This window comes from Paracoccus haematequi (assembly GCF_900631945.1).
GTDB classification, from domain to species: Bacteria; Pseudomonadota; Alphaproteobacteria; order Rhodobacterales; family Rhodobacteraceae; genus Paracoccus; species Paracoccus haematequi_A.
Genome location: NZ_UZWE01000031.1, coordinates 45,806 through 57,624, shown reverse-complemented (window position 1 = coordinate 57,624; position 11,819 = coordinate 45,806). Strand labels below are relative to the sequence as shown.

The 11,819-nt window shown below is 67.8% G+C and carries 14 protein-coding genes; 8 read left to right on the top strand and 6 right to left on the bottom strand.

All coding sequences use genetic code 11. The annotated features are described in order from the left end of the window. Positions 1-36 precede the first annotated feature (36 nt). The 4 genes from trpC (at position 37) to lexA (ending at position 3,294) form a co-directional block, all read left to right on the top strand. Positions 37-828, top strand: a complete 792-nt coding sequence (gene trpC, locus PARHAE_RS11350) for an indole-3-glycerol phosphate synthase TrpC (protein WP_126154729.1) — start codon at positions 37-39, stop codon at positions 826-828. Continuing rightward, positions 825-1,298, top strand: a complete 474-nt coding sequence (moaC, locus tag PARHAE_RS11345; RefSeq protein WP_126154728.1) for a cyclic pyranopterin monophosphate synthase MoaC — start codon at positions 825-827, stop codon at positions 1,296-1,298. Before trpC ends, moaC begins: the two co-directional genes overlap by 4 nt. Beyond that, positions 1,295-2,473, top strand: coding sequence for a molybdopterin molybdotransferase MoeA (locus PARHAE_RS11340; RefSeq protein ID WP_126154727.1), 1,179 nt, complete (start codon positions 1,295-1,297; stop codon positions 2,471-2,473). The genes moaC and PARHAE_RS11340 overlap by 4 nt, the downstream gene beginning before the upstream one ends. Positions 2,474-2,574: 101 nt before the next feature. Next, positions 2,575-3,294: a transcriptional repressor LexA gene (lexA, locus tag PARHAE_RS11335; RefSeq protein WP_126154763.1), complete on the top strand. Its 720-nt coding sequence runs from the start codon at positions 2,575-2,577 to the stop codon at positions 3,292-3,294. A 14-nt stretch (positions 3,295-3,308) separates the two neighbouring features. Here lexA and hemC read toward each other — a convergent pair whose 3' ends face one another. After that, on the bottom strand, positions 3,309-4,241 hold the full coding sequence (gene hemC, locus PARHAE_RS11330) for a hydroxymethylbilane synthase (protein WP_206436936.1): 933 nt from the start codon (positions 4,239-4,241) through the stop codon (positions 3,309-3,311). 83 nt (positions 4,242-4,324) lie between these two features. Between hemC and hemE the strand changes: the two genes are divergently transcribed. Together hemE and PARHAE_RS11320 are read left to right on the top strand one after the other, a co-directional pair. Further along, positions 4,325-5,353: a uroporphyrinogen decarboxylase gene (gene hemE / locus PARHAE_RS11325; RefSeq protein WP_126154725.1), complete on the top strand. Its 1,029-nt coding sequence runs from the start codon at positions 4,325-4,327 to the stop codon at positions 5,351-5,353. Beyond that, entirely contained in the window at positions 5,350-6,225 is an 876-nt protein-coding gene (locus tag PARHAE_RS11320; protein WP_126154724.1) for a DMT family transporter, read from the top strand. Before hemE ends, PARHAE_RS11320 begins: the two co-directional genes overlap by 4 nt. Here PARHAE_RS11320 and hemF read toward each other — a convergent pair whose 3' ends face one another. Then, the gene (gene hemF, locus PARHAE_RS11315) at positions 6,226-7,080 is read right to left on the bottom strand and encodes an oxygen-dependent coproporphyrinogen oxidase (RefSeq protein ID WP_126154723.1); all 855 of its coding nucleotides are present in this window, start codon (positions 7,078-7,080) and stop codon (positions 6,226-6,228) included. It lies immediately after the preceding gene. Positions 7,081-7,157: 77 nt separating this feature from the next. Here hemF and PARHAE_RS11310 point away from each other — a divergent pair, with 77 nt between their 5' ends. Continuing rightward, entirely contained in the window at positions 7,158-7,577 is a 420-nt protein-coding gene (locus PARHAE_RS11310) for a hypothetical protein (RefSeq protein WP_126154722.1), read from the top strand. Here PARHAE_RS11310 and PARHAE_RS11305 read toward each other — a convergent pair whose 3' ends face one another. The 3 genes from PARHAE_RS11305 to clpS are packed head-to-tail and all read right to left on the bottom strand — an operon-like array spanning position 7,578 to position 9,708. After that, positions 7,578-8,384: an SDR family NAD(P)-dependent oxidoreductase gene (locus tag PARHAE_RS11305; protein WP_126154721.1), complete on the bottom strand. Its 807-nt coding sequence runs from the start codon at positions 8,382-8,384 to the stop codon at positions 7,578-7,580. Then, positions 8,384-9,382 (bottom strand): class I SAM-dependent methyltransferase, encoded by a 999-nt coding sequence (locus PARHAE_RS11300; RefSeq protein WP_241232780.1) that lies wholly within the window; start codon positions 9,380-9,382, stop codon positions 8,384-8,386. The genes PARHAE_RS11305 and PARHAE_RS11300 overlap by 1 nt, the downstream gene beginning before the upstream one ends. Positions 9,383-9,390: 8 nt before the next feature. Beyond that, a complete protein-coding gene (clpS, locus tag PARHAE_RS11295; RefSeq protein ID WP_126154762.1) occupies positions 9,391-9,708 on the bottom strand; it encodes an ATP-dependent Clp protease adapter ClpS in 318 nt (105 codons plus the stop codon). Between the two features lie 217 nt (positions 9,709-9,925). Here clpS and PARHAE_RS11290 point away from each other — a divergent pair, with 217 nt between their 5' ends. Next, positions 9,926-11,569, top strand: a complete 1,644-nt coding sequence (locus PARHAE_RS11290) for a serine hydrolase (RefSeq protein WP_338142923.1) — start codon at positions 9,926-9,928, stop codon at positions 11,567-11,569. A gap of 84 nt (positions 11,570-11,653) precedes the next feature. Here the strand turns inward: PARHAE_RS11290 and ccoS are convergent, their stop codons facing one another. Next, positions 11,654-11,815 carry a cbb3-type cytochrome oxidase assembly protein CcoS gene (gene ccoS, locus PARHAE_RS11285; RefSeq protein WP_126154718.1) on the bottom strand — a complete coding sequence of 54 codons (162 nt, stop codon included), beginning with the start codon at positions 11,813-11,815 and terminating at the stop codon, positions 11,654-11,656. Between the last annotated feature and the right edge of the window lie 4 nt (positions 11,816-11,819).

Below are 11,819 nucleotides of genomic sequence, written 5' to 3'. Positions count from 1 at the left end.
TTGTCCCGGCCCTGCGGGCGGCGTTAAAACCGTCCCATGGATATTCTGGACAAGATCAAGACCTATAAGCTGGACGAGATCGCCGCCGCCAAGGCCGCGCGTCCCCTGGCCGATGTCGAGGCAGCGGCCCGCGCCGCCACGCCCCCCCGCGGCTTTGCCCGCGCCCTGACGGCCAAGGCTGCGACCGGGCCGGCGTTGATCGCGGAAATCAAGAAGGCCAGTCCCTCCAAAGGTTTGATCCGTCCCGATTTCGACCCGCCCGCCCTGGCACGGGCCTATGAACAGGGCGGCGCGGCCTGCCTGTCGGTTCTGACCGACGCCCCCAGTTTTCAGGGCACGCCGGAATTCCTGATCCAGGCCCGTGTGGCCTGCGGCCTGCCGGTTCTGCGCAAGGATTTTCTCTATGACCCCTATCAGGTGGCCGAGGCGCGGGCCTGGGGGGCCGACTGCATCCTGATCATCATGGCCTCGGTGGACGACGCCCTGGCCGCCGAGCTGGAGGATGCCGCCTTCCACTGGGGCATGGACGCGCTGATCGAGGTTCACGACAGCGCCGAACTGGACCGCGCGCTGCGGTTGAAGTCGCCGCTGATCGGGATAAACAACCGCAATCTCAAGACTTTCGAGCTGTCATTGGATGTAACGCGCGAACTGGCCCCCTGCATTCCGGCGGATCGGGACGTGGTTTGCGAAAGCGGCCTGTTCAGCGCCGCCGACCTTGCCGCAATGATGCAGGTGGGCGCGCGCCGCTTCCTGATCGGGGAAAGCCTGATGCGGCAGTCCGATGTGACGGCCGCGACCCGCCAGATCCTGGATGTCGCCGCATGACCCTGACGCATTTCGATGCCGCCGGGCAGGCCCATATGGTCGACGTATCCGGCAAGGCGGTCACCACGCGCGAAGCGGTGGCAGAAGGCTGCGTCGCCATGTCGCCGGAAACGCTGGCCCTGGCCCAGGGCGGCGCGGCCAAGGGCGATGTGATGGGCGTCGCCCGACTGGCGGGCATCATGGCGGCCAAACGCACCGCCGACCTGATCCCGCTGTGCCACCCCTTGCCGATCAGCAAGGTTTCGCTGGACCTGACGCCCGATCCGTCGCTGCCCGGTATCCGTGTGTCGGCAACGGTCCGCACCACCGGCCAGACCGGGGTCGAGATGGAGGCGCTGACCGCCGTATCGATCGCCTGTCTGACGATCTATGACATGCTGAAGGCCGCCGAAAAGTCGATGACCATCCAGGATATCCGCCTGACCCGAAAAAGCGGCGGAAAATCCGGCGATTACGAGGCGCAGCGGTGATTTCGGTCGAACAGGCCCTGGCGCAGGTTCTGTCCCTTGCGCCCGCGCCGAGGGGCGAACGGGTGCCCTTGGACCAGGCCTGGGGCCGCATCCTTCTGGAACCGGCCGTGTCGCGGATGACCCAGCCGCCCTTCGACGCCTCGGCCATGGACGGCTATGCGATCCGCGCCGCCGATATCGGCCAAACCCTGCGCGTCGTGGGCGAGGCCGCGGCGGGCCATCCCTATGCCGGGAAGGCCGCACCGGGCGTGGCAGTGCGCATCTTCACCGGCGCGCCCGTCCCCGCGGGTTTCGACCGCGTGATCATGCAGGAAAACGTCGCGCGCGACGCGGACAGCATCACCATCACGGATCCCTCTGGCACCGCCAACATCCGTCCTGCGGGGGATGATTTCCGGGAAGGCCACCGGCTGGAGGCGGGCCGCAAGCTGTCGGCGGCCGATATCGCCCTGCTGGCCGCCATGAACGTGCCCGTCGTGACCGTCGCCCGGCGCGCCCGCGTGGCAATCCTTGCCGGCGGTGACGAACTGGTGCCCCCCGGCGTGGCGCCTGGACCGGGCCAGATCATCAGTTCCAACGACTTGGCCATTGCCGGTTTGGTCAGGCAGGCCGGGGCCGATCCGCATATCCTGCCCATCGCGCGGGATACCGAAGACAGCCTGCGCGCCGGGTTCGCTGCGGCGCAGGGTTCCGACCTGCTGGTGACAATCGGCGGCGCCTCGGTCGGGGATCACGACCTGATCGGCAAGGTCTCGGCCGATCTGGGTCTGCAACGCGCGTTCTATCGGGTCGCCATGCGTCCGGGAAAGCCGCTGATGGCCGGGACGCTCGGCGACATTCCGATGCTTGGTCTGCCGGGGAATCCTGTTTCGGCAATGGTTTGCGCGATCTTGTTCGTGCAACCCATCATCGCTGCGACGCAGGGCTGGTCATTCGAAAGGCCGTTGCGGAAGGCCCGCCTTGCAGCGGATCTTCCGGCCGAGGGGAACCGTCAGCACTACCTGCGCGCCCGGCTGACCGATGGACCCGATCTGCCCGTGATCCAGCCCTTTCCCAGCCAGGATTCGGCCCGGCTGTCGCTGATGGCCCAGGCGGATGCGCTGCTTGTCCGTCCCGCGGGCGATCCGCCCCGGCTTGCGGGGGATATCGTCGAATACCTGTCCTTGACCGGCTGAGGATTAACGAAATTTTCAGTTCCTTATGCTCTGTTCGTTGACGCAAGGCGATGCGTGCGATAGAACATAAAAGGAACAATACCATGCCGGGGATGGACGCGATGTTGACCAAGAAACAGATCCAGCTTCTGGATTTCATTCAGAAGCGGATGTCGCGCGATGGTGTCCCGCCGTCTTTCGACGAAATGAAGGAAGCCCTGGATCTGCGGTCGAAATCCGGGATCCACCGCCTGGTCACGGCGTTGGAGGAGCGGGGCTTCATCCGCCGCCTTCCGCACCGGGCGCGCGCCCTGGAAATCGTGCGCCTTCCCGACGCGCTGATGGCCGACTCCACCGCCGCTGCGGCCGATGACAGGAAGGCCGGCTTCACCCCCCGCGTGGTCGCCAATTCGCGGCCTGCCCGCCCGCGCGGCGCCATGACGATCATGGACAGCCCGGCGGTCGAACTGCCGCTGATGGGCCGGATCGCCGCCGGTGTCCCGATCGAGGCGATCTCTGAGGTGTCGCACCATGTGGCGGTGCCGGGGACCATGCTATCGGGTCGCGAACACCATTATGCGCTTGAGGTGCAAGGCGATTCGATGATCGAGGCGGGGATCAACGACGGCGATGTGGTCGTGATCCGCGAACAGGACACGGCGGATAACGGCGACATCATCGTGGCCCTGGTCGACGGCAGCGAGGCGACGCTGAAACGGTATCGCCGTCGCGGCGGAATGATCGCGCTCGAAGCCGCTAACCCCGCCTATGAACCCCGCATCCTGCCCGAGGATCGGGTCCGCATTCAGGGTCGTCTGGTGGGACTGATCCGCAGTTATTGAACCCGGCTGCGGGGTCAAAGGTGATCGAAAAACCCCGCGCCCGCCCTGCCCAGCAGCTCCTGGGCCAGATCGCTGCCCATGGCCGGACCGTCGTGCAGACTGCCTTCCCGATATCCGCTGATTGCCGCCGATCCGTCGGGACGCAGGATTTCTCCGCGCAGCAGCAAGGTCTCTTCGCGAATCTCGGCCAAGCCCGCGATGGGTGTCTGGCAAGAGCCGTCCAGCCTGGCCAGGAAAGCGCGCTCCGCCGCGATCCGATGCCCGGTCGGATCGTGATGGATCGCCGCCAGCAGCGCCGCCGCCAACTCGTCCTCGACGCGGCGTTCCACCCCGATGGCTCCCTGGGCCACCGCAGGCAGCATCTCGGCCGGATCGATGGGACCGCGCGCGAGATGCAGCATGCCCAAGCGCGACAGCCCCGCCATTGCCAGGAAGGTCGCCGTCGCCACCCCGTCGTCCAGCTTCTTCAGACGCGTCTGAACGTTGCCGCGGAATTCGACCAGATGCAGGTCCGGGCGGCGATGCGCCAGTTGCGCCCTGCGTCGCAGGCTGGAGGTTCCGACGATGGCCCCGGCGGGAAGATCAGCGATGGCCTGGGCGGTTGGGCTGACAAAGGCGTCGCGCACGTCCTCTCGCGGCAGAAGGCAGTCGATCACCAGGCCGTCCGGCTGGATCGTCGGCATGTCCTTCATGGAATGCACGGCGATGTCGATCCCGCCCGAGATCAGCGCATCCTCGATCTCGCGCGTGAACAGGCCCTTGCCGCCGATTTCCTTCAGAGGCCGGTCGGTAATCCGGTCGCCGGTCGTCTTGATCACGACGATCTCGAACGCCTCGGCAGGCAAGCCATGCGCGGCGGACAGCCGGTCGCGCGTCTCGTGCGCCTGGGCAAGCGCCAGCTTGGATCCTCGGGTGCCGATCTTCAGGGGACGGGTGGGGTCGGGCATCTGCATCATGATCCCGGCATAGCCGCAGGCAGGCTGCTTGACAACGCCCCCCGCCTCGCCTTGAACGGGCCGCAGGAGGCCCCATGACCAAACTTCTGATGCGCGCCCTTGCCGGGGAAAGCCTGCCCACCCCGCCGATCTGGATGATGCGCCAGGCCGGCCGCTATCTGCCGGAATATCGCGCGACCCGCGCACAGGCGGGGGATTTCCTGTCGCTGTGCTACAATCCCGAGCTGGCGGCCGAGGTGACGTTGCAGCCGATCCGCCGCTTTGGCTTCGACGCGGCGATCCTGTTCGCCGACATCCTGCTGGTTCCGCAGGCCCTGGGCGCCGATCTGTGGTTCGCCACCGGAGAGGGGCCGCGCCTGTCGACCATCACCTCGGCCAAGGATCTGGCGAGCCTTGGACCGGCCGACCAGATCCACGACCGCCTGGCCCCGGTCTATGAAACGCTGCGCATCCTGGCGCGCGAATTGCCGCAGGAGACCGCGCTGATCGGCTTTGCCGGCGCGCCCTGGACGGTCGCCACCTATATGATCGCCGGTCGCGGTACGCCCGACCAAGGCCCGGCCCATGCGCTGAAGGACCAAGACCGCGCCACCTTCACCGCGCTGATCGACCGCATCACCGACGCGACGATCGATTACCTGTCCGCCCAGATCGAGGCGGGGGCCGAGGTCGTCAAGCTGTTCGACAGCTGGGCGGGCAGCCTGAAGGGCGCCGATTTCGACGATTTCGCCGTGGCGCCCACCCGCCGGATCATCGCGGCGCTGAAGGATCGTCATCCCGGCGTCCCGATCATCGCCTTCCCCAGGGAGGCGGGCGAACGCTATGTCGGATTCGCGCGCGCGACCGGCGCGGATTGCGTGGCCCTGGACAATTCGGTCGACGCGGACTGGGCGGCGCGGCATGTCCAGCCCGACGGCTGCGTCCAGGGCAACATGGATCCGCGGCATATGGTCACGGGCGGTCCTGCCCTGGTGGCCGAGGCGCAGCGCATCACCCGCGCGTTGCGGGGCGGACCGCATATCTTCAACCTGGGCCACGGCATCACCCCTGACGCCGACCCCGACAACGTCGCCGCCATGATCGAGGCTGTCCGCAGCGCATGATCTGGGTGGCCGCAACCCTGATCGCGGCCACCGCGCAAACCGCCCGGAATGCAGCGCAGGCGGGATTGACGCGTCAGGTCGGCACCGTCGGCGCGACCGCGGTGCGGTTTGTCTTCGGCTTTCCCTTCGCCGCGCTCGCCCTGGCCCTGGCCGCGATCTGGATGCCAATTCCCCGGCCCGATACGATGGTCCTGGCTTGGGCCGCGCTTGGCGCCCTGGCCCAGATCGGGGCGACGGCGTTCATGCTGATGACCATGCGGGGCCAGGGATTCGGCGTCGCCACCGCGCTGATGAAGACGGAACCGATCACGCTGGCCCTGATCGGCGCGGTGATCCTGGCCGAGCCGCTTGGCCCCGCCCGGCTGGGCGCGATCGCGGTCGCGACGCTGGGCGTCGTGCTGGCTTCAGGCGTCGCGTGGAAACGGGCGGCTTGGGGGCCGGTCGCGACCGGAGTGCTGTCGGGCGCGCTGTTCGGGCTGTCGGCAATCGGCTTTCGCGGGGCGCTGCTGGCCCTGCCCGATGCGGGCTATGCGATCCGCGCCCTGACCATCCTGGCGATCACCCTGGGGATGCAGGCGGTGGTGATGGCCGCCTGGCTGGTCCTGCGCGACCGCCGCGCCCTGGCGGGGATCATGGCCGAATGGCGGGTGTCGCTGGGCGCCGGGGTGCTGGGAGCTTTCGCCTCATTGTTCTGGTTCATCGGCTTTGCGCTGACCCCCGCCGCCAATGTCCGCACCCTGGCTTTGGTCGAGGTGGTGATGGCGCAGGCCCTGTCCGGGCGTCTGTTCCGCCAGACGGTAGGTCCGCTGCAACTGGCCGGAATTGGCCTGATCGTGGTCGGGGTCGGCTGGCTGCTGAGCGTGGCGGCCTAGCTAGACCCATTTCGCCAGCGGCGGCAAGCTCATCAGGACGGCGTCGGCATTGTGGCCGGTTTCCAGCCCGAATTTCGTGCCGCGGTCGTAGACGAGGTTGTATTCCGCATAAAGTCCGCGATGGATCAGCTGGGTGTCGCGGTCCGCGTCGGTGAACGACTGGGCCATCCGCGCTTCGGCCAGGGGCAGGAAGGCGGGCAGGAACGCCTCTCCGACCGCGCGGGTGAAGGCGAAATCGGCCTGCCAGTCGCCGGTGTTCAGGTCGTCGAAGAAGATGCCGCCCACACCCCGCGCCCGCCCGCGATGAGGGATGAAGAAGTAATCGTCCGCCCAGGCCTTGAAGCGGCCGTAATAGCCGCTGTCATGGGCATCGCAGGCTGCGCGCAGGGTGGCGTGGAAATGGGCGGTGTCGGCGGGATATTCGATGCAGGGGTTGAGGTCGGCGCCGCCGCCGAACCACCAGGCGCCGGGGGTCCAGAACATGCGCGTGTTCATGTGGACGGCGGGCGCCTGCGGGTTCTGCATATGCGCGACCAGGCTGATGCCGCTGGCCCAGAAACGCGGGTCGCGGTCGATCCCCGGCACCCCCCTGGAGGCCATCGCCGCCTGCGCGCGCGGCGCCAGGGTGCCGTGGACCTCGGACCAGTTCACGCCGACCTTTTCAAAGACGCGCCCCCCCCGCATCACCGACATCAGGCCGCCGCCGCCATCTTCGGCGCGGGTGGTCGGGGTCACGTCGAACCGGCCCGCCGGCGCCGCGCCGGGGCCGCGATCCTCCAGCCCCTCGAAGGCCGCGACGATGCGGTCGCGCAGGCTGCGGAACCAAGCGGCGGCGGTGCTGCGTTCCTGTTCCATCGACGCTCTCCAAACTTGATTTGCCAGCCCGACCGGGCAGCGTTAGCATCCCAGAGCCTGCTGTAAAGAGACCCGCCATGACCCGCAACACCGCCCTTGCCGCGACCCTTGCCCTGCCCTTGCTGCTGGCGGCCTGCGGCACCCCCCAGGAACGCTGCATCAGCGGCAACACCGCCGAGTACCGCACCGTCAGCCGTTTGCTGGCCGAGGTCGAGGGCAACCTGGCGCGCGGCTATGCGTGGGAGGAACGGCAGGTCGTGCGCGACCGCCTGACGCAATGCCGGTCGGTGTGGCGCGACAAGGACGGGCGCGCGGTCGTGGGCTATGAGCCCTGCTGGCGCGATTACGTGGATACCGAACGCTATCGCGTTCCCATCGACCCTGCGGCCGAACAGCGCAAGCGCGACAATCTGGCCGCGCGCAAGGCGCAACTGAGCGACCGGGCAGCGGCCGTCGTCCAGGCCTGCCGCGAGGCTTTCCCGGAAGACCAAGGCTGATCAGACGGTCTGCACCGCCACCCGGTCAGAGAGGCTGCGCCCGCCATCCACGGTCACGATCTGCCCGGTAACAAAGCGGGACGCTTCGCTGGCCAGATACAGCACCGTGTCAACCAGTTCGTCGGCGGCTGCGATGCGCCCCATCGGGGTCGCCGCGACGATCTTGCTGCGCAGATCGGGCTTGTCGCGCAGGGAATCCTTCAACTCGTGGGACATGACGCTGCCGAAGCGGACCCCGTTCACCCGGATCCTGTGCGGGGCAAGCGCCAGGGCCATTCCGCGCGTGGCCTGTTCCTGCGCCGCATAGGCGATGGAATAGCCCAGCATGGTGGGCACCGGATGCAGCGCCGCCAGGGTCGAGATGTTGACGATGGCCCCTGCCGCCCCGGTCTCGGGATCGGCCTCGGCCTGCTTGATCATCCGCTTGGCCACGATCTGGGTCATCCGCAGCCCGGCCATCATGTTCTGGCGCAGCAATTGTTCCAGCACGTCCAGATCCGTGTCCAGCGGATCCGACGCCTTGACCAGCCGGTGCGCGTTGACAAGGATGTCCACACGGTCGAAAGCGTCCAGCGTCGCCGACAGCAGGTTCGCCGTCGCCAGCTTTTCCGACATCCGGCCGGAAAAGCCGCGCACATGCGGGTCGCGTTCGTCGTAATCCGACATCGCCTCGGCCAGGGCGGCTTCGTCGGTATCGGCGAACATCACATGAGCGCCGCGTTCGACGAAATGGCGTGCGACGGCCAGCCCGATGCCGCGCCCGGCCCCGGTGACAATCGCGGTCTTGCCCTGGATCGACAGGCTCATCAGCGGCGGCCCTTGCGCGCGGCGCCGCGTCCCGCGCCGGTCGCCTCGATCACCTTGAAGCGGTTGTCGCCCCGCAGTTCCGTCACCTGCGCGAAATGCTGCGAAAGGACGGCTTCATAGGGCAGATGCCGATTGGCGACCATCCACAGACGCCCCGCCCCCGTCAGCAGGCGCGCGGCAGCCGCGATGAAATCGGCCCCGATCCGGGGATCGGCCGCGCGCCCGTCATGGAAAGGCGGGTTCATGATCACGCCGTTCACGGGTTCTGAAAGGGCGAAGTCGCGCGCATCGGCCCAGTGGAAACGGGCGCGCGGATCGGCGATGTTGTCGCGGGCCGATTCCAGAGCGGCGTGATCGGCCTCGACCAGATGAATGACCTCGATCCCCGGACCGGCCAGGGCCTGCGCGGACAGCCAGCCCCATCCCGCCCCCAGGTCGACCACGCGGGTCGGCATCCGGTCGGGCAGCGCCTGCGCCAGCATCGCCGAGCCGGGATCGACGCCATCGGCGGAAAACACCCCGGGACGGGTCACGAAACCCGGCGCGACCTCTTGAGCGCGGGCGGACCAGTCGGGCGGCAGCCAATCTCCCACAGGCACGGTCACGCGGAATATCTTGCCATGGGCCTTGCTGTGAACCTCGTCCACCGGGGCCAATCGCCGCAAGTCCCGCAGCATGGAATCGACGCCGTCGGTCTTTTGCCCGTCGATCCACACAACCGCGCCGGGCGACAGGCGGGACGCGGCATCGGCGATGCGGGCCCGCCCCTCGGCCTTGGCGCGGGGCAGCACGGCCAGGGCCGCGTTGAAACGGCCCTCGACGACAGGCGCGACCTGGAAGCCGCGCGCGGCCAGGGCGCGATGGTCGGGGAAGTGCCCCTGCTGAATGCGGGTGCGAGCCGGGTCCAGCGGCGACAGATCGTCCGCCCCGCGCGCTCCGATGACAAGAAAATCGCCTCCGGGATGACCATCCGGGAGGGCGAGGGAAAGGCGCGTCACGGTCACTGCTATTCTTTTTCCATGGTGCATTGCAGCGGGTGCTGCTGCCGTCGCGCCAGTTCCATCACCTGCGCGACCTTGGTTTCGGCGACCTCGTGCGAGAAGACGCCGACGACCGCCACCCCCTTGCGATGGACGGTCAGCATGATCTCGATCGCCTGGGCGTGGGTCATGTTGAACAGCCGTTCCAGCACATGTACCACGAATTCCATCGGCGTGAAATCGTCGTTCAGCATCAGGACCTTGTACATCGGCGGGCGCTGCGTGCGCGTGCGCGGCTTGACCACCAGTTCGATCTGGTCGTCAGGTCCGTCGCCCTCTGTCATCCACTGCGCCATGTCGTTCGATCTGGTCATGCTGATCCTGTTTGCGGAACAATATAGTCGATTTCCCGCCCGAGAAAAGCCCGCCCAGGGGCGAGCGAAGACAGGAAAATACACCAAATGAGCGGTTACATGGCGAAAGATGTCGTGCTATTATCCGAATATTAAGCAAGGGCATGCGACAAACGACATGCCGCCCCGAGGCAGAGAGACCGCGACAGTGATCCGAATTTCCCAGACAGCCCGGCTGTGGGCCTTTCTTGTGCTGGCCATGCTTGTTCCGGCGACGCTTTCGGCGGCCCCGTTTGCCGCCTATGTGATGGACGCGCGCACCGGCCAACCGATCTACAAGCAAAACGAGGATACGCGGCTGCATCCCGCGTCCCTGACCAAGATGATGACGCTGTACATGGCCTTTACCGCGATCGAACGCGGGCAGGTCCGGCTGGATTCGCAATTCCCCGTTTCCACCAACGCGGCATCTGAACCGCCTTCCAAGCTGGGCCTGAAGGCGGGCCAGCGAATCGAGCTGCGCTATCTGATCCGCGCCGCCGCGATCAAGTCGGCCAATGACGCCGCCACCACCATCGGCGAAGGGCTGGCGGGATCCGAGGCCGCCTTTGCCCAGCAGATGACGCAGATGGCCCGCGCGCTCGGCATGACGAACACCAACTTCCGCAATGCCCACGGGCTGACGCAGGAGGGGCATTATTCGACCGCCCGCGACATGACCATCCTGGGCCGCCGGCTGTTCTACGACTTCCCTCAATACTACAACATCTTCTCGCGCCGCTCGGCGGATGCGGGGATCGCGCAGGTCGCCTCGACCAACAAGCGGTTCCTGGACGCCTATGAAGGCGCGGACGGGATCAAGACGGGTTATACCCGCGCGGCGGGCTTCAACCTGACCGCTTCGGCGCAGCGCGGCAACAAGCGGCTGATCGCGACAGTCCTGGGCGGCACCTCGACCGCGCATCGCAATCAGGTCATGGCGCAACTGCTGGACGCAGGCTTCACGCGGGTTCCCAATCGCGTCCGCGAAGTCCGGCCCGAGGCGCCGCGCCTGCTGGCGCAACGCGTGGTGCGCCGCGCCCAGGTCGAGCCATCGGCCGCCGCCACCGCGCCCCAGCCGCAACGGCTGGTGCTGTCGGCCTCGGCCCCGCCGGTGCGGGTCAGCCGCCCTGCCCTGGCATCGACCGCCGCCGTGGCCCAGGCTCCGCAACCCGCGCCTCAGGCGGCCCCGACGGGCGGCCTGACCCTGACGGCCAGTGCCCGCCCCGCCAGCCGCCGCGCGCCGGAACCCGCCACCGTGGCCGCCGCGCCGGAACCCACGCCGCAGGCGCAATCGGCCAGCCTTGCAGCCCCGGTGCTGGCGGCATCCGTCCGCCCTGCCCCGGCGCCCCGGTCCCGCACCGCCGCCAAGGCCGAGGCCGCGCATCCCGGCGCCGACCCCCAAGCCATCGCCCGCGCCGTGGCCGAGGCCGTTCCGCAGAACGGCGGCACCTCGCTGTCGCTGCTGGCTTCTCCCGCGCCCAAGCCCCGGTCGGAAACGGTGATCCTGGCCGCGATGGGCGAAGGCGACCTGGCCGATCCCGAAGCTTTGGAGATCGTGTCCCGCCCCGCCACCAGCGGTCGCGGCTGGGGCGTGACGCTGGGGTTGTTCACCTCCAGGGCCGAGGCTGAAAAGCTGTTGTTGCGCAGCGCCTTGCAGGACGGGGCGATCTTGGGTGGAGCGGCGCGCCATGTCGCCGACACCCGGCGCGGCTTCCAGCCCAGCTTCGCGAATCTGACCAAGGCCAATGCCGAACTGGTCTGCGAACGCTTCGCAAGCCGGTCGCAGGAATGTCAGGTGGTCGGGCGCTGATCGGCCGGTACCATTTGAAACGGAACGGGGGCGGAGATAACTCCGCCCCCGTTTTCTTTGGCCCGCTTTCCTTCGCCGAACCGATCAGTCGGGTTTGGGCCGGTCGTCCCATTTGTCGCTGAGGATGCGTTCCGCATCGCCCTTCGGATCCTCGAACTGGCGCGACCGCAAGGCCCAGATGAAGGCCACCAGGCCAGCCCCACCCAGGGCCAGCGAAACCGGGATCAGGATGGACAGGATCTCCATGGCG

Bases quoted from the DNA above. Each gene is read 5' to 3' on its own strand.
- hemF (WP_126154723.1), bottom strand. From the start codon at position 7,080: ATGGAACAGGAACGCAGCACCGCCGCCGCTTGGTTCCGCAGCCTGCGC.
- PARHAE_RS11310 (WP_126154722.1), top strand. From the start codon at position 7,158: ATGACCCGCAACACCGCCCTTGCCGCGACCCTTGCCCTGCCCTTGCTG.
- clpS (WP_126154762.1), bottom strand. From the start codon at position 9,708: ATGACAGAGGGCGACGGACCTGACGACCAGATCGAACTGGTGGTCAAG.
- hemC (WP_206436936.1), bottom strand. From the start codon at position 4,241: ATGCCCGACCCCACCCGTCCCCTGAAGATCGGCACCCGAGGATCCAAG.
- ccoS (WP_126154718.1), bottom strand. From the start codon at position 11,815: ATGGAGATCCTGTCCATCCTGATCCCGGTTTCGCTGGCCCTGGGTGGG.
- moaC (WP_126154728.1), top strand. From the start codon at position 825: ATGACCCTGACGCATTTCGATGCCGCCGGGCAGGCCCATATGGTCGAC.
- PARHAE_RS11305 (WP_126154721.1), bottom strand. From the start codon at position 8,384: ATGAGCCTGTCGATCCAGGGCAAGACCGCGATTGTCACCGGGGCCGGG.
- lexA (WP_126154763.1), top strand. From the start codon at position 2,575: ATGTTGACCAAGAAACAGATCCAGCTTCTGGATTTCATTCAGAAGCGG.
- PARHAE_RS11320 (WP_126154724.1), top strand. From the start codon at position 5,350: ATGATCTGGGTGGCCGCAACCCTGATCGCGGCCACCGCGCAAACCGCC.
- trpC (WP_126154729.1), top strand. From the start codon at position 37: ATGGATATTCTGGACAAGATCAAGACCTATAAGCTGGACGAGATCGCC.
- hemE (WP_126154725.1), top strand. From the start codon at position 4,325: ATGACCAAACTTCTGATGCGCGCCCTTGCCGGGGAAAGCCTGCCCACC.